Raw genomic sequence first — 17,573 nt, forward strand, 5'->3', positions numbered from 1 at the left:
TCTGACCGTGGAAAAGGTCATGTCCAATAAGCTCGTCATTGCTCTCTATGTGTTGCCTTCCCTGCTGCTGTTATTTGCCGTGATTTATGTGCCCATCGTACTGACCGGCTATTACGGTCTGAATCAGTGGAATGGAATCGGCCCTATGACTTTCGTAGGGCTGGATAACTATCAACATTTGTTCACAGACGCGGCATTCTGGCAAAGTGCTTGGCATTCGCTGCTGCTGGCCTTGTTTTCAGGCATCAGTCTGATCGGTTATCTGGTCGTTGCGATGATTCTGTCAGGAAAAATCAAGGGAGCGAATCTGCTGCGGAAAATTTATTTAATTCCCATGCTGCTGTCTTCTGTAGCGATCGCTCAATTGTGGCTCAAAATGTATCACCCGACCAACGGAGTGCTGAATTCTTTGCTGGCATCGGTCGGAGTTCACAATCCGCCCGAGTGGTTGGCTAATCCGTCTCTGGTGCTGCTTGCCTTATTCATTCCGATTATTTGGCAATATGCAGGCTTTTATATCCTGATCTATTATGCCGGGCTGAAAAACATTCCCGAAACGCTGATGGAGGCTGCACGGATCGACGGAGCCAGTGCCTGGCAGATTGCGACTCGTATCAAATTGCCTCTACTGCGCGAGGTAATTAACGTGACGATCATATTGTCCATTGTCGGCTCGCTCAAATATTTTGACCTGATCTACGTCATGACGGACGGTGGGCCGAACGGGGCCAGTGAAGTGATGGCTTCGTACATGTACCACCAGGCGTTCCGTAGCTTCGATTTCGGATATGGCAGCGCTACAGCCTTTGCCCTGCTGCTCATCTGTCTGGTTGCTACGTGGGTGATTCGCAAGGTGACCGCTACTAGTGACACCATCCAGTATTCATAGAACATTCATGCAACTAGATCATAGGTAACAAAGGACAGGAAGAGGGAGGAAAGGATATGAAAACCCAGGCAGCCGCCAACTATCCGCTTGGAGTCGCTACTCGCGGCAAAATGTTAACTCGGGTCGGTTATGCCGCTTTGTATATACTTTTGATCATCTTAGCGGTGACGCAGCTTTTACCGCTGGTGTGGCTGATGCTTTTTTCGCTTAAAAATAATCAGGAAGTGTTTAACCTTCCACCGTTTGCACTCCCGTCCCAGCCGCATTGGGAAAACTATATGAATGTGTGGACCAGCGGCAATATCGGACGGTATTTCTTCAATAGTGTGTGGATTACGGTCATATCTGTGGCGCTGACCGTGCTGCTTGCCAGCTTTGTTACGTTTGCCATTACACGTATGCGGTGGAAAGGGAGTCAGCTGGTCCTCGGGCTCTTTATGGTCGGACTCATGATTCCGGTCCATTCCACCTTAATCCCGTTGTTCAGTATGTTTCTCAAACTGCATCTAACAGATACTTCAGTATCCATCATCCTGTCGTATGTCGCTTTTAATCTGCCAACAACGATGATGATCTTGCTGGGATTTTATTACGCCCTGCCCCGTGAAGTGGAAGAAGCGGCCGTTATGGACGGCTGCTCCGTCAACCGGATGTTCTTCAGGATTGTGCTGCCCATGACCACCCCCGTCATGGCAACGACGTCTATTATTAACATGATCTACAACTGGAATGAGTTTATTTTCGTCAATACGTTCATCAGCTCGGACGAAAATAAAACACTGACCGTCGGCGTTCAGAACTTTATCGGTCAATATACGACCGACTGGGGAGCAATCGGAGCCACGTTGATGATTAGCATTTTGCCCATTTTGCTCGTGTTCCTCATTATGAGTGACCGGATTGTGGAAGGGATCGCAGCCGGGTCAGTTAAAGGGTAAAGCAAATTTTCTTGATTAGAAGAGCACCCCTAGTATAGACATTGGATCAAACCTCTTGGTTTGTCCGATGAGTGCTAGGGGGTGCATTTTTGTTGAGTCCAGGTTGACTGAATCAAACTCAAGAGAGTTCATATTTGTGATGCAGACTAATTGCGTGAATCTATCAGAGGCTATAATGTAATTGTAAAATGTCGAGGGTTAGCAAGTTGTGTTTATACCCGTTATTGTCTCACAAATTTATTCTAGTGCCTTACATAATTAGTATTTCTAAAAAAATCTTTTGTAGAATTAGAGCAATATTATTTCTTTTAAAGAATTTGTCCTCAGCTAGGCCACCTATATTTAACCTAATTTCTCTATAAGTGACCAGGCCATTTTTAAAATTAAATCTGGATCATCATCTTTAATCGAAAGTAAGATTTCTTTAATAGTCTGCTTATCTGAACTTCCTAGTTTGTCTATAACCTTGTCATAAGACGCCACCAGATCTTTTGAATTTAAAAGTGTCCGGTGAATTCTTTCTGCCCAAAACTGTGCAACATCTTAGGGATGCTCAAAGCCAATTTATATAAACCGTCTTCTAAATTATTACGTTTTGCAACATAAAATATAGTTTCGATAAGATAATCACCGGCTGACGGCTCTGCAACTTCTTCTTCGAAAATCGTGCAAAGATTAGGAATTATATCATTTGTTCCTACAAGGGATAATTCGTTTAGAATACTCTCAAATTCCTCAATATCGTCTCCTTCATTCTCCATAAAACGCATTGCATATAGTAAATTAATTAGGATGTACTTATTTAGCACTTTCGTGTGTACAATTCATCTCTCAATTCACGAAACTTTTTCAAATTTAAACAAAGGTTACATTGAAAATGATGATGAGATTAAGTGTTTAATTCAGCACCAGTTTGCCCTTCTCCAATTATTTAAATTGCAACATCTTGGTAACCTACTTCAGTTACTTTTTCGTTAAATAAACGAATTTCCAATCCATTCTCTACATCCCATGTACAATCAAAAAGGATTCCGATGTCTCGACCTTCATAAATATCTGCATATGGAACAACAATTCCATCCAAAGTAACCATTTCAAGAAGTTGATCGGTTGTTTCAACTAAGGGATAATTCTCATCAAGTTCAGTATCATAACCAAGTTCATATCGCTTTTGTTGGTAATAGTCTAAAATTGGTTGCAAGAAGCTTTGCTGCAATTGCTCCCAGTTTTGCATTAAAGATTGATATGCCGCATATTGAGCTTCATCAAAACCGCCATCTTCTTCACCATCTATCATCAATGCAATTTCAGTTTCTTTCCCAAAAAAATGAATAGTGGCACCCTTTACCCAACTATAGTTATATTCGAGTTCACCAAAGATTGGATCGCTTTTCGTCATTTTAGATCATCTCTTTTTCGTTTATTGGGAAGCCCTCTCCGGTTCAACTAGCCCTCTGTTTATACGCAAATAAAGTTCCAAAAAACTTTTCATTTAATTGACCACTTTGAATATGTTTCTTTATTTACTCCCAATCTACCTATATAAGATCTCTGATGTAAATTTTTTTGTAAGCTTATAAATTTCATAGTTATTTTAAAATTCTGTTGAAATAGCATTTAAAACTGTGTTTTTAATATCATCTGAAAAACTCTCACTATAGTTTTCTTCAAAAGTCCGAGAACTGCTCACTGTGGCTCTGCTGGATATCTTATTTTAGCCCTCATCGGCTGAAAGGGGTAACCGTCATAATTCTATTAGATAGATGAGGTGAGGATGTCCATTTACTACACTATAGTATGAAATTCAGATTTTATATTTGGAGAATTAACTCCCAAGTAGCCAAAATTTGAACCGTCGGGGCGTAATGATTGACTGAGGTAGCCCTATATTGTCGTTAGCGGATCATTTAAAATTTGACCAGAAAGCTCTTTTTTCTTCCTTGAATTTAGCGTAAAAAGAGGCCTATTCCCACTCATGATTCAAGTAGGAATAAGCTTTTGAAAAGTTTATAAGTTGTTAGATCAGCTGATTTTAATAGACCGAAAGTGTAATTAATAGTAATACTGTATGCATCTTTCTTTGTAAGGTGTCCATTCATCAACCAACAGCTCTGCTCGCAGCAATTTAGATTTGTGCTCCAGTTTGGCAATAAATAGGGCATAATAATCGCCACTGGTTGGATAAGTAAACAATCCATACCTTTTAGGATAAATGAGTTTATTGACTTCTTTTATCTTATCAGGTATATACTCATAATCAAATTCCCCCAGTTCCTCTAGTTCCTTTTGGGAAGCCAACTCAAGGCTATGAGCAAATTCATAATCTAAAATATAGTTAACAATCTCCATAGACTGCTCACCTCGATAATCAAGGTAGAGAAATTTCTTCGTGGATAGACCATATTTTAGAACACTCTCGTAGAGACTTAACTCCAAGTCACTTAAAATAACTTCTATGTCTTGGCGATCCTCGAATATAAGATGGACGATCTCCTCATCAGACATGTTGATTTCCTCCATTTGTAATTATTGAAACAATTCCCCATATTTGTTCGGAATATATTCGGGATAATTCTTTCGATAGAAGTTATCTGTTAGGCGCAACAGCGGATCCCATTCTGGATAGGGTTCAGGGTCCCCGATTTCCATTTTAGCTTCTGGCGTGTTCATCAATACCTCGTCAAATTCATTGAAAACCGGTAGGCCCAACTTTTTCCTTACATAAAGCAAGAATAATATTTCATACGGATAGAATCCATATTTAAAGTCGCCAAATTCAATGGACTCGCCCATTTCTGAGGCTAAAATAGAGTGGTAAAGTGACATTTCGCCAATCAGGTGTTTAATTGCTTCCGAATCCCGAGTTGTCCATTGTCCCAACACTTCCTTATATATATCCAAGTCTTTCGGGATTAAATCGTATCGAAGCCCAGCTTCCTTGAATTTTTCCTTCACAGCTATATTCAAGTTTTGACTCGTTCCTGCAATAGTTTTATTTCTATATTGCAAGTATAATTCCAGTAAGAACCATGTATGCTTGTTCCATTCATTGGATTTCAGTATATTACTTCCAAGGTTATTATCAATAAATTCGAATAATATGTTTTCTTCTTTCTCCCACCCAAACATTGTGAAATGAATTAGGGCTGTTATGACTTCCTGAAAGGAGTATTCTGTCATCATTTCAGGGTAACGGATTTTATAAAGATCTTGCCCCATACACTGGTAAAAAACGACTATTTGCATTTTTTTTAAGTCTTCTACTGTATTTTCACCATTAACTAGAACATTTTGTTTCCATTTAGAGAGATGATATGAAGAGATCGATTCTAAATCTATTAATAAAATATGATCCTTCTCCACGGCATTCATATCGACAATATTAATTATTTCTTTCTGGCACTCTTCATATTCCTCTTTAATATCTTCAAATTTGATTCCGTCAACAAAGTTTTTGCTGTATCTTTTATACGCTATTTCTAATTTTTTTGGGTTTAGCATTATATCCTCCTTAAGGTTAGTCTATTACTTTATTCCAGTCTTTTACCTTTAACTCGTCCACGCCAAATCCAGTTTTGGTTATTTTCACATCTGTTTCTACCCTAATAAAATCAAACTGTAATCCAGGATACTTCTTTTTTAGCTTTTTCAATTTACTCTGAAAACTCGCATATCTTGGATCCTTACTTTTTAACATATCTTGAAAATAAGCTTCCCCTCCCAATTTCTGTTTGTTAGAATAACTGAAACTGGCGGAATCTGATGCTTTTGATTCAATCATTGTTAATTTTGGTGGAGGACCCTCTGATAAAAATGTCGCATCAATACCGTTTCTACCTACTTGGAACAAATCTGAAATGTCTTCACCTAAGTTACTGTCTCTTGCTACTTTTTTCGCTACTTCTTCTCCAAAATCACCTTTATCATGACTAAAATATTTAGAATTATCGATTTTTCTTTCATGTTCTTTTGCGTCTTGCAAGTCAAAATTATCACTAATTTCATCTTTTGTATCCAATTTGTTGGCCAATTTGTTTCGTTTACGTGTTAATCTTTTGAGGTCATTCTCATTTCCTTCTTTTTTCAATTTGGCTATTTGTTCATCTAAATTTTTAATTTCTTTTTTGATATTGTCGGCCTTCAAACCACCTGTATCTTTCCCCTTAGTGCTCTTACCCGTGTACTCTCCTGATTCTAACGCATCAATCTGCTTTTGTCTCTCAGGTGAAATCTTTGCACCGGAACCTTTAGAATGTGGGATGTCAGGACCAGGATCATGAAACCGATAATGACCACCAGCAGTTGCGAAGATGGGTGACCTTTTAGTTAAACGAATATTCATCTTTCTAGATACACTTTGCAAGTAACTCCCCAAGGATTCAAAATTGGTTGGAAAACGGATGGCATTCGTTTTGAATTTACCATCTCCAATCTTGGCCAGAGCAGAGTCGGCCTTTGCTGAATCTCCGAATAAACCCGGCGCGCCACCTTTACCGGCTTTCTTTTCCTCAGTTTCCTTGAGTCCCCTAGATAAGGAGGCTTCTTCTTTCCCCAACTTTCCCAGCTTTCTAACTAACTTTGTGCCGCCTTTAACAAACGCATAAATGTCTGCAACACGTTCAACGGCCTTGATGCTGTCGTATCCTGCATCGTAACTTTCCTGTTTGGTATCGGTCAATGGATTAGGGAAGAAATTATTCAATTTTCGCTCAATCGGATCGGGTATGCTTTTTATGCCATCCCATACAGTTTCAAGGTCGTGAACCACATCTTTCTTTGTTTTCTTCCCTTGGAATGAATCGGCAATATAGTTCCAGCCAAACTTCGCACCGTTCTTAATGCCCTCGAGCGTCTCATTGCGCTCCAGAAAACCTTTACCAGTGTAATTTCCCGGCATAACAAGAGGGGTCATTACCATGGTCCCCATATCCACTATATCGACAACCGAGTCCCATACACCGCCTATAAATTCCAAACCCGCATCCCATTCTCCCTTGAGGGTGGCACCTACGTTTTCTTTAGCACGAGCTCCCATTACGCTTTGGATTCCCTTTTCAGCGACTTGTTTCTCAAAGTCAGATAAGATCGGATCTGGGTAGTATTGATGGAGGGAAGCTTTAAGCTGGATTTCCGAACTCACGCTGTTAACTTCCTGCTCCAAATCAAGCGTATCCGTTGTTGTATTCAAGTGTAAGCCATTCGTTCCTTGCAGCCGGATGCTACCTGCCGAAAGACTAAGGCTGCCTGCAGCTTGAATTTGTACACGTTGGGTACTGTTCAGGCTGACACCGTGCTGGGTATTCATGGAGATGTATAGCGATCCTTCCTGCGCACTCATCGACAGCTCGGAGTTCCCTAAGGAAATTTCTTTTCCTTGGGGATTTGCAAAGGATTTGACCCCAGGATCGGCTGTTTTACGCTGGTGACGTTCTGCTGGTGATTCGATCACGGCACCTTGAGCTGCGTGAGATGAAGGGACAGCAACACTAGATGGTTTCGTTCGGACCGATTGTATGACCATCGCATCGTCTTCGTCTGCACTTGGAAAATACAGCTTCACCTGTGCACCCTTTTCCGGCATCAGATACCACACCTGATTCCCTTCTGCAGAATAGGGAAACCACTGGGCATCCTTAGGATTCTGGTGATCGTCCATATCCAAATGCAATCGAACCTGATTCCGGCTGACCTCCAGTATTTTTCCTTCAATAGCCGCGCCAATGATTGTTCGATTATAGATTTTGGGGACCTTCAAGCCCCCAGTCAGGGCGCATTCATACGACCAAGTCATCAAGCCACGAATCAATTGACCCTCACGTTTGGTGATGACGTAAGTTTCGTGATTGCGTTCAACTTCATCTCCTAATTGCAGCATTTGATCCCACTCAAAGGTATAACGGGTGTAATCTCCGATATTGGCAGATCTCCAGCCGTTCGCCTCCTGATCCAGATAAGGAGCGATCTTGCGTTGTAACGAAAAAGGAACCTCTTTCAAATGAATATGCTGCCTGGCTTGCGGGATTCCGATCCAAATTTGCGCATGGTGTGAAACGATATTGGGGACGAGCAGGGCTCCCACATGTGAAGCCAGCCGTTTTAAAAAAGTCCAATCCGTCTCCTGATACTGCATAATAAACTGGCCTGTCGCTTTTTTCTCAAAAGCTTCATCGATCTTATCCGAGCCTTTATAATCGGCCAGCACTGCATCTACAATCTCCACAAATTTTTGATTGATATGTTGAAAGGAACGATTTTTGAACTGCGTATCCAATTTGAAGCTGTGAGAAATGACGTCGAGAGTTACCACGATTTCCTGGTGCGTGTGCTCCACATCTACGCAGTATAGTTGTCCTATGAATAATGGATGCTTCTGATCTTTGGCATCGGAATACCATAGCTCAACTTCGTCGTCGCTACTTGCTTTAGTAATGATCGTTTCTGCTTGATTGCCTTCCAAGACGCCCGTGATCTTCAGTCTGGCATGTTCTCCGAGCTCGTGACTCATATGGACATTACGAAGACGCAGCTTGCCATAGGGCCAGGTAACATGTAGATGCTGATAGGTAAAACGGTCTTTTGCTACGATGTTCATTCCTGAATCTCCTTGCTTGATAAAATCAACTGTCTTGCCCGTCATCGATGATTGAGATGATGCCCCCACCACTAGGTCCGATCGCAGAAGAGAGGGTACCATCATCACTGGGGTCTATCATGAAATTGAACGTATTAGTCAGAACATCTTGGCAGCTACACATTAAGGTCGAATTGTTGAGTAGGGCGGGTGCCCCCTCAATCAATACGTCTTCTTTCCCACCAGTCCACTTGGACCCAAACGCAATCTCAGGTTCGCAAGGAAGACCATGCTTCAATTTACACAGACCAAAAGCATTGATTTTGCTAATGTTGGCTCCACAAATGGCATCGTCCACGTTCAGAACGGGTTTATCTTTAATGAAGACACCATGGCTGTACATCATATTAAGCACACCAGGGTCTGTACCTTGACTGCACTGTAGCTTGGCTCCTCTCACCACATAGGAATGTTCTCCGCTGAATGCACCTTGGGCCAAAGCTTTAATAAGTATAGGTAAAAACATATAAGTACCTCCTTGGATAAAAGGTATAGATTCAAGAAAGCTCCGACCATGTCGCAGTATGCAGCATGGCATAGGTTAACGGAACCCAGAGGGGAGCATCCTCCAGCTTAAATTGGCAACTCCCGATCATAGCCTTGCCACGCCAGGAACGCACAAAGACAATCTGATAATAGGGAGAGGGGGAAACTAGAAAAATAGCTTCATAGCAGCCAATGATGGTATCTTGAATAGAAAGAATCTTTTCATCTACAAGCTTCATACTTGGTTGTGCGCGACTGGTTTGCTCAATCATCTGTTGTTGATAGACTTCTGTTTGCGTAGTGTCAAGTGCTTGCCTGCTTTGGTGCAGACCGAACAGGATTCCGCCCAGCTTGTCCTGAACGACGAAGCTTCTCGATGGATCTACCGTCTGTCCAGTTCGAACTTCTGGAGCAAGAGAGTCAGGCAGGGAAATGGTGACTTGATTTTCAAAGACAGGAAGGGTTTGAAACCGAATTTCCTGTTCATTCGTCAGCGTTAGTGAGCCTTTTAAAATTCCCTCTATCGCTTCTTCAATAGATATCATCATCCAGCTTTCATCGTTTTCCGCTGTACTTAATTGCTCTTTCAATATTTGCTGATGATGCAGTTTTAAAAAAAATTCATCCCAATGCTCCGTCAAGATTGAACCTCCTTATAAGAGTTCTAGCTTCTGTAGCCGAAAACCACTCAAACTCCGCCGAAGCAAGCTTTCAGCAGCCTCTAAGCTAACGATGAAATAAGGTTCCCTCACGTTGGACAATCGGAAAAAATGGTGTCCATTCACCTTATGGCTATCTAGAACAAGTCGTTTTAGAGTTTGGTCGTGCGCATAAAATTCAGTCTGCTCTGAAATGCCATCCACAGAGGGAACGGAACAAATCCAATATAATTCCTGACGGCTAGGTTCCCGGTTCACGATATACACCTGCTTAAAACGAGCTTGTGTATTGTATAATTCTAGAATCCGTTTCATAGGATCGGAAAATAGCGGTTGTGAGGTTAAAAATGGTAGCCAGTCCGTATACTCCGCATCTTCTGTCGCATGAACATCTAAAACCTGAGCCGGAGGCATGCCAACAAATGGCGTTTTAAAAAGATTTAAATTCATCGGTTCAATGTTTCGGGATATACGATGATCATCGACCAGCACATAATAATGGCGCATACACATTCCTCCTTACTCCGTCCACACAATAGATTGAAGCTGTGCTTCGCTTAGTTTCCAATGCTGGTAGTACTTTTGCGGGACGAGGGTTCCTTGCATCGAAGCCCCCTCAAAATACGCATGTTCAAACGAATGTACATCCGTAAAATCGGCCCCATCCAGGATGGCATGTTCAAAATGAAGGCCACATAGACCTGGCACCCGAACTCCATGTTCCCGATAAGGTTGTCCGCTGGCATTACTGAAGTTAGCATCTCTCAAATCGCTATATCTAAAATCCGCGTCGGTCAGTAAGCATCCCTGAAAGCTACCCCCTGCTAGATTCGATCGCTGCCACATGTTTCCGATCAATATGCAGGTGTGAAACTGGCTTTCCCGTAAGTCAGTGTGGCTAAAATCGTTATAGCGCAGATCCTTTTGCATCAGGTGAAGGTGGGGAAGAGAGAGCCGCTTTAGGTTTTCGTAAACATAGGGTTCTTCTTCACTGGAGTGTATCAATTGCTCTCTCACATGATCTGCAAGAAGTACTTCCTGATCTTCGACATATAGATTCTCGCTGATATCCTTGTACTCACCCGTTCGGATGGCTACACGATCAGCTTTATGAATAGCGAGATACTCAGGCATTTGAACCACTTCTGTCATGCCTAAGCGCAGAAGGGAGCTCACAAACTGGTGGAATAAAGGAGCGGATTCCAACATCAATCGTTCAACGTCCACTGAAGTGATCGTCCCCATATATATTTTTCGTTCCTTCTCCAAGGCTTCCAACATGATACTCATTGGTGCGTAAGCCCATGACGCGTCATAGGTTAACTTGCAATCGGAATCATCTTCGTACCATTCAGCAGAATAAGCCTCGACCATATACAGGTAGGATTGCTCCAGCATCTGAGTGCGCAAGAACGAGTAGTGAATATATCCAATGGGTTCTTTTTGGCCTTGTTGCTGCATGTTCAGAATGTGTATACACAAATCCCTAAACGATTCTTTGAAATCGGAGATTAGTTGAGCTTGGTAGCGATCAAACATGGCTTCCAGCCTGTCCAACTGAATGTCCAGCAAAGGTGTAAAATGATGTTCTTTAAAATGGTGTAATGCCGCTTGTTTATCCATCTGCTAGTTTTCACCTTCCGTTAGTTCATCTTAATTTCCGTGCCGGAGAAGGTGGTTTTGTCATCCAACGTGATCGTGTTACCTTTACCAGACAGCTCAATTTTTCCGGCAGAAAGCTGGATGTTACCGGAACTCATAATAATATCCGAAGCCGCGCTAATACTCACATTTTTTCCACTTACAATATCAATGCCTGTTTTATCGTTAATGACAATGGACATGCCATTGCCAGAAATAACGATTTGATCTGGGGCGAGCATGATTTCTTTGCCGTATTTGGTTCGCAGCGTCTTAATGGCAGGATCAGCCATTCGATCTGGCGCAGGAGCTACCGCAGACAGTGCCGAAGAAGAATTTGATCCGGCAGACGAAGCAGAAGTTGTGCCATGACCAGAAGTAACAGAAGCTTTTCCCCCGGAAGGTTGTGGTTCTCTTTTAACTGAGCTGATTGCGTATCCTTCTTCTTCCTTATAACTGGGGAAATAAATGCGAATGCTGTCCCCATCCTCAGGCATACAATACCAGCCCGTGTTATCCGCAGAGGCATAAATGGTAGAGTAGGGAAACCAGTAATCTGTGTTCGGATCTTGCTGATCGTCCATATCGAGCTGGGCACGTACTTTGTCCCGACGAACGCTCAGTACTTTGCCTTGAATAGAAGCACCGATAATGGAGCGATTGTAGTCTTTAATCGGACGTAAGCCGCTTCGTGGTGACAGCTTGGCGGTATGGGTCAGTACCCCGTCCTTCATCTCTGTTAGCACTTCAGCTACGATCAGCTTATGACCTTGAAAGGTCACTTCGTAGCCAGGCTCCAGCAATTTCTCCGTCTCGACCTCATATTGGATAAAATCCGCATCACGCACGCCAGGGATATGGTTCTCTGAGGCGGTTTGAAAATCAGCGACCCGTTTGGTGACTTTATAATTGGTAGATTGTATTTCGCCCTTGCTGAGTCCCATAGGTAGACCAAAATAAAACTTTGGCACTCCATAGCCCACTGCAGGAATGAGCGGAGAGTAGAAGTGGGAAGCCATCCGTTTCAGAAATTGCCAATCGGTTTCATCATATTGCATGATAAAGGTACCAATGGGCTTCTTATGGGACACAACATCCATCGCTTCTGCTTTGGAGTAGTCTGATACAATACTTTCAATCAAACCCGTATAGGTGAGCTTGGGATTTTGGAAAGAACGTTGATGGCGTTTAATATCTAACTCGTAGGTATGAGAGATGGCTTCGACGGTTAGGTAATGGACCCCGTGAACGACTTTTTCCTCCACATCCAAGGCAATGCCTCGAAAAAGAGGCTGCCGATTGCCATTTTTGTCTGTAACAAAAGCTTTGACCTGGGTTTCTTCATCCGAAGCACGTATATACAGCTCTCGCTTTTTCTCCGAGATGATGCCTGTACAGATCATTCGGGCATGGTCATTGACTGTTTTTAAGATTTTAAGTTCATGAAGGCGGACGAACTCATAAGGCATGATTTCGATATGACCGTACGTCACGATATTTTCCATAGGTGTCTCCTTCTGTAGTTGTGTTTAAAAAGTGGAATTATAAATCCAGCATATGTATTTATCGGTTAAAAGAGAGAGTTAGTTTACAGAATGACCCATTCATTATGGTATTTACTATGTGTAAATCTGGAATTTGAAGATATGAGAGGGACGTATAAAATGGAAATAAGCATATAATAGGTGGTAAGAGGGAGTATAAAGTGATATTTATAAAAGATTAAGCTTTAATGAGAGAGGAGGGTTCATGTTATGCCAAAAAACGATAATATGCTGGCCATTTTATGGATGCTGAATTCGGGTGTAAAAATGACAGCAAAACAAATATCTGAAAAGTTAGAAATAAATATAAGGACAGTTTATCGGTATATTGACGCACTATGCGCCAGTGGAGTGCCTATAATATCCGACACGGGCCATCATGGCGGGTATCGCTTGCTGAATAATTTTATTAGAGCACCTTTGCTATTTGATATGGAGGAAAAAAAGGCGCTCCTTCATGCTGCGGTTTTTGCAAAAGAGGCTGGATACCCTTTGAGTGAGGCATTAAGCAATGCGACGTCAAAATTGAAAATGTATTCGAATCAAGAGCAGGAAAGTATACTTAGTCGTCATTTAGCCGGATTTGAAGTGATAAATCGCATGGGAGATCCTTCTCTTCAGCCGATATTGGCAGAATTGGAGCAGGCTGTAGCCAACGAATTCTCTGTCGAAATGGATTATCGCACAAGCCATGAAGAACAACCCAAGAATAGGGTGATAGACCCCTACGGAATGGTTTATTGGAACAACAAATGGTATACTGTTGCATTTTGTCACCTAAGGAATGAGATCCGTAGCTTTCGGGCAGATCGGATTCTACAGATTAAGCGTACTCCAAGCCTATTTAAGCGGCCTGAGGCTTTTTCGGCTCGTGAATTTTTTATGCAAAATCTGTTACCTGATTTAGTGGGCAAGGACGGTTTAATTTCTTTAATGATCGAAGGCAAGTCAGAGGCATTGGATGACTTATGTCTGCATTGGTTTTTGGGGCATCATCTGAAAGAACGAACCGCTAACCAAGCCATCTTTTTGCTTGAGGAAAAATCACTTCATACATATGTCCCTTATTTACTCCTACCCTATGGGAAATCCATTCAAGTCATCGAACCACAGAGCTTGAAGGAAAAACTAGTTGCTGTTGCGTCGGAGTTAGTAGAATATTATCAGCGCTAAAAGCTTCACTGACAGCAGATGTCAGTGAAGCTTTTTTATAATGGGGATAATCACGGGTTACTGAGGTTGGTATCACTTGATAAATTATAAAATAAGGAGAACCTGTGAATGAATAGTACGGTATATCTTTATGTATTTGACACTATGGCAGACTGGGAGATCGGTTACTTAACTGCCGAACTGAACTCGGGGAGATATTATAAAAAGGGGCTGTTCCCATCCAAAATAGTTACCGTGGGAATGGAAAAGACTCCTGTCACAACCATGGGCGGATTGAAAATCCTGCCTGACATCAAACTGGATGAGTGCAGCATTGAGAGCACGGATTTATTGATTTTACCCGGTGGAAATACATGGACAGAAACCATTCACCAACCGATTTTAAAAATTGTTGAGAGATGTTTAGAGGAAGGTATATGGGTGGCGGCGATTTGTGGTGCTACCATGGGACTTGCCCAGGCAGGACTACTGAATTCACGTTCGCATACAAGCAATGATCTGGAATACCTCAAAATGACCTGTCCCACCTATACGGGCGAAAAGTATTACAAAATGGAATCTGCTGTAACGGATGGAAGGCTGATCACTGCATCTGGAACGGCTCCGTTGGAATTCTCCGTACACGTTTTGAAAGCTCTAGGTGTGTTTTCTTCTAAAACATTAGAGGCTTGGTATAGTCTTAATAAGACTCGTGCATCCAAACATTACTATGAGTTGATGAATTCAATCCAATGAAGGTATAAGCATAAAACTGAACTGTTACGATCATTTAAAGGAGGAGTTAAAATGACTGAAAGCAGAGAATATGTGGGAGTGTCAGGTAAATATACAAAGAATGGAATACCCAACGGCTTTACATCTATTACCCCGTTTATTACTGTGGAGAATCCTTTGGAAGCAATAGAGTTTTATAAAGCGGTTTTCAATGCGAGGGTTAAGGATATTACTGAATTTTCTGATGAGAATGGCAATAAAATCATTGTTCATGCGGAATTAGATTTTGGAAATGGTTTTTTGCAACTCGGAGCAGCGAATCCGACATATCAATTGGTCTTGCCACCAGATGAAGGAAATGCGTGTTATTCTTTCGGAATTTACGTAATGAATGTGGATCAGGTCATTGAAAATGCGGTAGCAAGAGGAGCGAAAGTAAGGGAACCCGTTACAAACTTTGTTTCAGGTGATCGATTCGCAAGTATATTGGATCCTTGTGGAGTAAGATGGTCTATTATGACCAGGATCGAGGATTTGTCAGAAGAAGAAAGTAGCCGTAGGGTTGCTGAATGGGCCAAAAGCTTTAGTGAAAAATAGATGCGATCACTTTTTTTGGTAAAATGTATTAAAAGTGACTATTTGCTGAAATGATGCCAAATAGTTGGCGGAAAATATGGCATCATTATCACCAATAAGGCATGTTGTGTACGTGGTAATAATATATCGAGATCAGAAAATTGATGTAAGAGAGTTTAAGAGCAATTTGAATATATTACTGCATTCCAAATAACGTTTTAGGATTGAGTGATGTTCATTGTTACTGCATTTCACAATGGCATATAATTTGGAAGATGTGCAGGAAAGACAGTAAAGAGGGGCGGCGTGCCCCTCTTATTTTCGTAATGCTGAGCATTTTTATTTATTTACAGAAAGTGTAGCACTTCATTTTCATAATTGAACATCATAAAAAAACTTTTTTCTCATTCAATGATCTTGCTATATTCGATAAAAGCTGAACTGTATTCCTTATCTCATCTTCCGTAGTGTCCGGGTGAATTGCGCAGATTCTGAGAACAGTCTTTCCATTGAGTTGTGTCGTAAGCACTGTGGCGTACCCGTTGGTCACCATTTCTTGGGAGATCCTTTTATTGAGTGAATCTAATTCCTGGTCGGATAGCCCAGGTGGTGCATATCGAAAATTAACAATCGCTAATTGCGCGGGGCATACAATTTCCCAATGATTATGTTTTTTGATTTCATCTTCAGCCCATTCTGCGAGTTGAACTCCATGCTCTATCACTTCACCGACAGCATTCGTGCCTAAAGCTTGCAGTGTCACCCATAGTTTCAGACTTCGAGCAGGCCGGGTTAACTCTGGACCCAAATCCCAATAATTAATATGTTCTTCATCGGTCTCGGCATCCTTCAAATATTCTGGGCGTGTGCTGAAGCAGTTTTTGAGTTGCTGCTTATCTTTGGCTAAAACCACGCTACAAGAATAGGTCTGCATTAGCCATTTGTGTGCATCCCAGGTGATACTATCTGAACGCGATATCCCGCTCAAAAGAGACTTATATTTCGAAGAAGCCAAAATCGACGCACCGTAAGCTCCATCCACGTGTAACCAAATATTATGTTTTTCACATAGGTCAGCAATTTCGTTTAGCGGGTCAATGCTTCCTGTATTGGTTGTGCCTGCCGTGGCAATGATCGCAAAAGGTTTCATGCCAGCCGCCTGATCATCCATTATTTTTTTCTCTAAGGCTGAAACATCCATACGAAAATTTTTATCACTTGGAACCTTTCTGATTTGATCACTACGGAATCCGAGGATGCGTAACCCTTTGGCGACCGATGAATGAGTTTGATCTGAAACATAAGCAGTTCCAATGGCATATTCCTGCTCGGATAACCTTGCATTGCGTGCAGCGGCTAAAGCGGTCAAATTCGAAAGTGATCCGCCGGACAGAAATAAGCCTCCAGCCGTATCGGGATATCCTGCTTGGTCACACATCCATCGGATCACTTCCCCCTCTAAAAGGCTTGCGCTCGAACTCTGCATCCAGCTTCCGGCGTGGGTATTATAAGCACAGGTCATGATATCTCCTAACCAAGAGTAAACAGACACGGGGCTAGGAACCATTGCAAAAAAACGAGGGTGTTGCATGAAGGCTTGATGAGGATAGACGTTTTTCCTCATTTCATCGACAACCTCTTTTACGGGTCTTCCTTTTTTGGGAAAGCCAATTCCCCTTAAATGAGCTATTGTATCCTCATCTGCAATGTTGATTACTTTTTGAGATCGAATGTTATTGTTTTCTGCCATGTATGAATGTATGAACTCCTCAATAATCTCACCTAATTGCTGATTTGGTTCTTGATTCATCATAAGCATCTCCTTTGTTTAACTTCAACCAAAGTATAATATAACATCTGTTGTCATTTTGTGATATTTACCGATTTCATCATTACGTTTATTTTTAGGCACTTCGCTATACGTAAAGTAATTTTCAAGGGCAAAGATGGCTGTAAAATCGCCGTTCAGTGCAAATGCTGGAAACGTGATGTTGGGAATGAGATAGTACTCCAACTCAAGGCTGGTAAGCAGGCAGATACATAGTTGCTGTGTTGCTTGGATGGTAACGACGTAATTTTGCAAGGCAGCAAGGAGGCGGGGGAGCTTGAATATAGGAGGGGGAACCTTAGTTATCTGAAAAGTATTAAAAAAGAATGTATAGTCACTTGTAAGAAAAGTGTTCGAAAACGCTTTGCCAGATGTTGCAAATGAGCTGCTTGAAAATTTGAAAAATGACTCCAATTAGTGCTCCAAATTCTTAAGGATTTTTATATCCAATGATTAAACTGGGAGTAAAAAATACTGGTGGTCCCTAAAGATAT

At 41.8% G+C, this 17,573-nt stretch carries 17 protein-coding genes; 5 read left to right on the forward strand and 12 right to left on the reverse strand.

All coding sequences use genetic code 11. The features are described from left to right. The first annotated feature begins 7 nt into the window (after nucleotides 1-7). Together BN1546_RS18835 and BN1546_RS18840 are read left to right on the forward strand one after the other, a co-directional pair. Nucleotides 8-889: a carbohydrate ABC transporter permease gene (locus BN1546_RS18835; protein ID WP_013372488.1), complete on the forward strand. Its 882-nt coding sequence runs from the start codon at nucleotides 8-10 to the stop codon at nucleotides 887-889. Nucleotides 890-945: 56 nt separating this feature from the next. Further along, a complete protein-coding gene (locus BN1546_RS18840; protein WP_043886031.1) occupies nucleotides 946-1,827 on the forward strand; it encodes a carbohydrate ABC transporter permease in 882 nt (293 codons plus the stop codon). Between the two features lie 497 nt (nucleotides 1,828-2,324). Here BN1546_RS18840 and BN1546_RS27930 read toward each other — a convergent pair whose 3' ends face one another. The 10 genes from BN1546_RS27930 to BN1546_RS18890 form a co-directional block, all read right to left on the reverse strand. Then, nucleotides 2,325-2,588 (reverse strand): hypothetical protein, encoded by a 264-nt coding sequence (locus BN1546_RS27930; protein ID WP_255305431.1) that lies wholly within the window; start codon nucleotides 2,586-2,588, stop codon nucleotides 2,325-2,327. A gap of 170 nt (nucleotides 2,589-2,758) precedes the next feature. After that, nucleotides 2,759-3,226 (reverse strand): DUF6985 domain-containing protein, encoded by a 468-nt coding sequence (locus BN1546_RS18850; RefSeq protein WP_090738563.1) that lies wholly within the window; start codon nucleotides 3,224-3,226, stop codon nucleotides 2,759-2,761. A 653-nt stretch (nucleotides 3,227-3,879) separates the two neighbouring features. Continuing rightward, on the reverse strand, nucleotides 3,880-4,332 hold the full coding sequence (locus tag BN1546_RS18855; RefSeq protein WP_025676075.1) for a DUF6630 family protein: 453 nt from the start codon (nucleotides 4,330-4,332) through the stop codon (nucleotides 3,880-3,882). A 21-nt stretch (nucleotides 4,333-4,353) separates the two neighbouring features. Beyond that, nucleotides 4,354-5,328, reverse strand: a complete 975-nt coding sequence (locus BN1546_RS18860) for a hypothetical protein (protein WP_090738564.1) — start codon at nucleotides 5,326-5,328, stop codon at nucleotides 4,354-4,356. Between the two features lie 16 nt (nucleotides 5,329-5,344). Beyond that, the gene (locus BN1546_RS18865; protein ID WP_090738565.1) at nucleotides 5,345-8,419 is read right to left on the reverse strand and encodes a contractile injection system protein, VgrG/Pvc8 family; all 3,075 of its coding nucleotides are present in this window, start codon (nucleotides 8,417-8,419) and stop codon (nucleotides 5,345-5,347) included. Nucleotides 8,420-8,444: 25 nt separating this feature from the next. Beyond that, nucleotides 8,445-8,924: a DUF4280 domain-containing protein gene (locus BN1546_RS18870; protein ID WP_090738566.1), complete on the reverse strand. Its 480-nt coding sequence runs from the start codon at nucleotides 8,922-8,924 to the stop codon at nucleotides 8,445-8,447. A 31-nt stretch (nucleotides 8,925-8,955) separates the two neighbouring features. Next, a complete protein-coding gene (locus BN1546_RS18875) occupies nucleotides 8,956-9,585 on the reverse strand; it encodes a hypothetical protein (RefSeq protein WP_090738567.1) in 630 nt (209 codons plus the stop codon). Between the two features lie 12 nt (nucleotides 9,586-9,597). Then, on the reverse strand, nucleotides 9,598-10,110 hold the full coding sequence (locus tag BN1546_RS18880; protein ID WP_025676071.1) for an imm11 family protein: 513 nt from the start codon (nucleotides 10,108-10,110) through the stop codon (nucleotides 9,598-9,600). Nucleotides 10,111-10,122: 12 nt separating this feature from the next. After that, the gene (locus BN1546_RS18885) at nucleotides 10,123-11,226 is read right to left on the reverse strand and encodes a pentapeptide repeat-containing protein (RefSeq protein ID WP_090738568.1); all 1,104 of its coding nucleotides are present in this window, start codon (nucleotides 11,224-11,226) and stop codon (nucleotides 10,123-10,125) included. A gap of 20 nt (nucleotides 11,227-11,246) precedes the next feature. Next, nucleotides 11,247-12,749, reverse strand: coding sequence for a hypothetical protein (locus BN1546_RS18890; RefSeq protein WP_090738569.1), 1,503 nt, complete (start codon nucleotides 12,747-12,749; stop codon nucleotides 11,247-11,249). A 249-nt stretch (nucleotides 12,750-12,998) separates the two neighbouring features. Between BN1546_RS18890 and BN1546_RS18895 the strand changes: the two genes are divergently transcribed. The 3 genes from BN1546_RS18895 to BN1546_RS18905 all read left to right on the forward strand — a co-directional run bounded on the left by BN1546_RS18895 (nucleotide 12,999) and on the right by BN1546_RS18905 (nucleotide 15,272). After that, on the forward strand, nucleotides 12,999-13,961 hold the full coding sequence (locus tag BN1546_RS18895) for a helix-turn-helix transcriptional regulator (protein WP_090738570.1): 963 nt from the start codon (nucleotides 12,999-13,001) through the stop codon (nucleotides 13,959-13,961). A 108-nt stretch (nucleotides 13,962-14,069) separates the two neighbouring features. Further along, on the forward strand, nucleotides 14,070-14,696 hold the full coding sequence (locus tag BN1546_RS18900) for a type 1 glutamine amidotransferase family protein (protein ID WP_058711322.1): 627 nt from the start codon (nucleotides 14,070-14,072) through the stop codon (nucleotides 14,694-14,696). 51 nt (nucleotides 14,697-14,747) lie between these two features. Continuing rightward, nucleotides 14,748-15,272, forward strand: coding sequence for a VOC family protein (locus BN1546_RS18905; protein ID WP_058711323.1), 525 nt, complete (start codon nucleotides 14,748-14,750; stop codon nucleotides 15,270-15,272). Nucleotides 15,273-15,636: 364 nt separating this feature from the next. Here BN1546_RS18905 and BN1546_RS18910 read toward each other — a convergent pair whose 3' ends face one another. Together BN1546_RS18910 and BN1546_RS27375 are read right to left on the reverse strand one after the other, a co-directional pair. Further along, the gene (locus BN1546_RS18910) at nucleotides 15,637-17,064 is read right to left on the reverse strand and encodes a pyridoxal phosphate-dependent decarboxylase family protein (RefSeq protein ID WP_090738571.1); all 1,428 of its coding nucleotides are present in this window, start codon (nucleotides 17,062-17,064) and stop codon (nucleotides 15,637-15,639) included. A 21-nt stretch (nucleotides 17,065-17,085) separates the two neighbouring features. Continuing rightward, entirely contained in the window at nucleotides 17,086-17,493 is a 408-nt protein-coding gene (locus BN1546_RS27375) for a hypothetical protein (protein ID WP_176702344.1), read from the reverse strand. Between the last annotated feature and the right edge of the window lie 80 nt (nucleotides 17,494-17,573).

The organism is Paenibacillus sp. Mc5Re-14, from assembly GCF_001049835.1.
GTDB classification, from domain to species: domain Bacteria; phylum Bacillota; class Bacilli; order Paenibacillales; family Paenibacillaceae; genus Paenibacillus; species Paenibacillus polymyxa_C.

What these genes read in the sequence shown, in the direction of transcription:
- BN1546_RS18860 (WP_090738564.1), bottom strand. Translation starts at nt 5,328, where the DNA reads ATGCTAAACCCAAAAAAATTAGAAATAGCGTATAAAAGATACAGCAAA.
- BN1546_RS27930 (WP_255305431.1), bottom strand. Translation starts at nt 2,588, where the DNA reads ATGGAGAATGAAGGAGACGATATTGAGGAATTTGAGAGTATTCTAAAC.
- BN1546_RS18840 (WP_043886031.1), top strand. Translation starts at nt 946, where the DNA reads ATGAAAACCCAGGCAGCCGCCAACTATCCGCTTGGAGTCGCTACTCGC.
- BN1546_RS18880 (WP_025676071.1), bottom strand. Translation starts at nt 10,110, where the DNA reads ATGCGCCATTATTATGTGCTGGTCGATGATCATCGTATATCCCGAAAC.
- BN1546_RS18900 (WP_058711322.1), top strand. Translation starts at nt 14,070, where the DNA reads ATGAATAGTACGGTATATCTTTATGTATTTGACACTATGGCAGACTGG.
- BN1546_RS18870 (WP_090738566.1), bottom strand. Translation starts at nt 8,924, where the DNA reads ATGTTTTTACCTATACTTATTAAAGCTTTGGCCCAAGGTGCATTCAGC.
- BN1546_RS18895 (WP_090738570.1), top strand. Translation starts at nt 12,999, where the DNA reads ATGCCAAAAAACGATAATATGCTGGCCATTTTATGGATGCTGAATTCG.
- BN1546_RS18850 (WP_090738563.1), bottom strand. Translation starts at nt 3,226, where the DNA reads ATGACGAAAAGCGATCCAATCTTTGGTGAACTCGAATATAACTATAGT.
- BN1546_RS18855 (WP_025676075.1), bottom strand. Translation starts at nt 4,332, where the DNA reads ATGTCTGATGAGGAGATCGTCCATCTTATATTCGAGGATCGCCAAGAC.
- BN1546_RS18905 (WP_058711323.1), top strand. Translation starts at nt 14,748, where the DNA reads ATGACTGAAAGCAGAGAATATGTGGGAGTGTCAGGTAAATATACAAAG.
- BN1546_RS18865 (WP_090738565.1), bottom strand. Translation starts at nt 8,419, where the DNA reads ATGAACATCGTAGCAAAAGACCGTTTTACCTATCAGCATCTACATGTT.
- BN1546_RS18910 (WP_090738571.1), bottom strand. Translation starts at nt 17,064, where the DNA reads ATGATGAATCAAGAACCAAATCAGCAATTAGGTGAGATTATTGAGGAG.
- BN1546_RS18890 (WP_090738569.1), bottom strand. Translation starts at nt 12,749, where the DNA reads ATGGAAAATATCGTGACGTACGGTCATATCGAAATCATGCCTTATGAG.
- BN1546_RS18885 (WP_090738568.1), bottom strand. Translation starts at nt 11,226, where the DNA reads ATGGATAAACAAGCGGCATTACACCATTTTAAAGAACATCATTTTACA.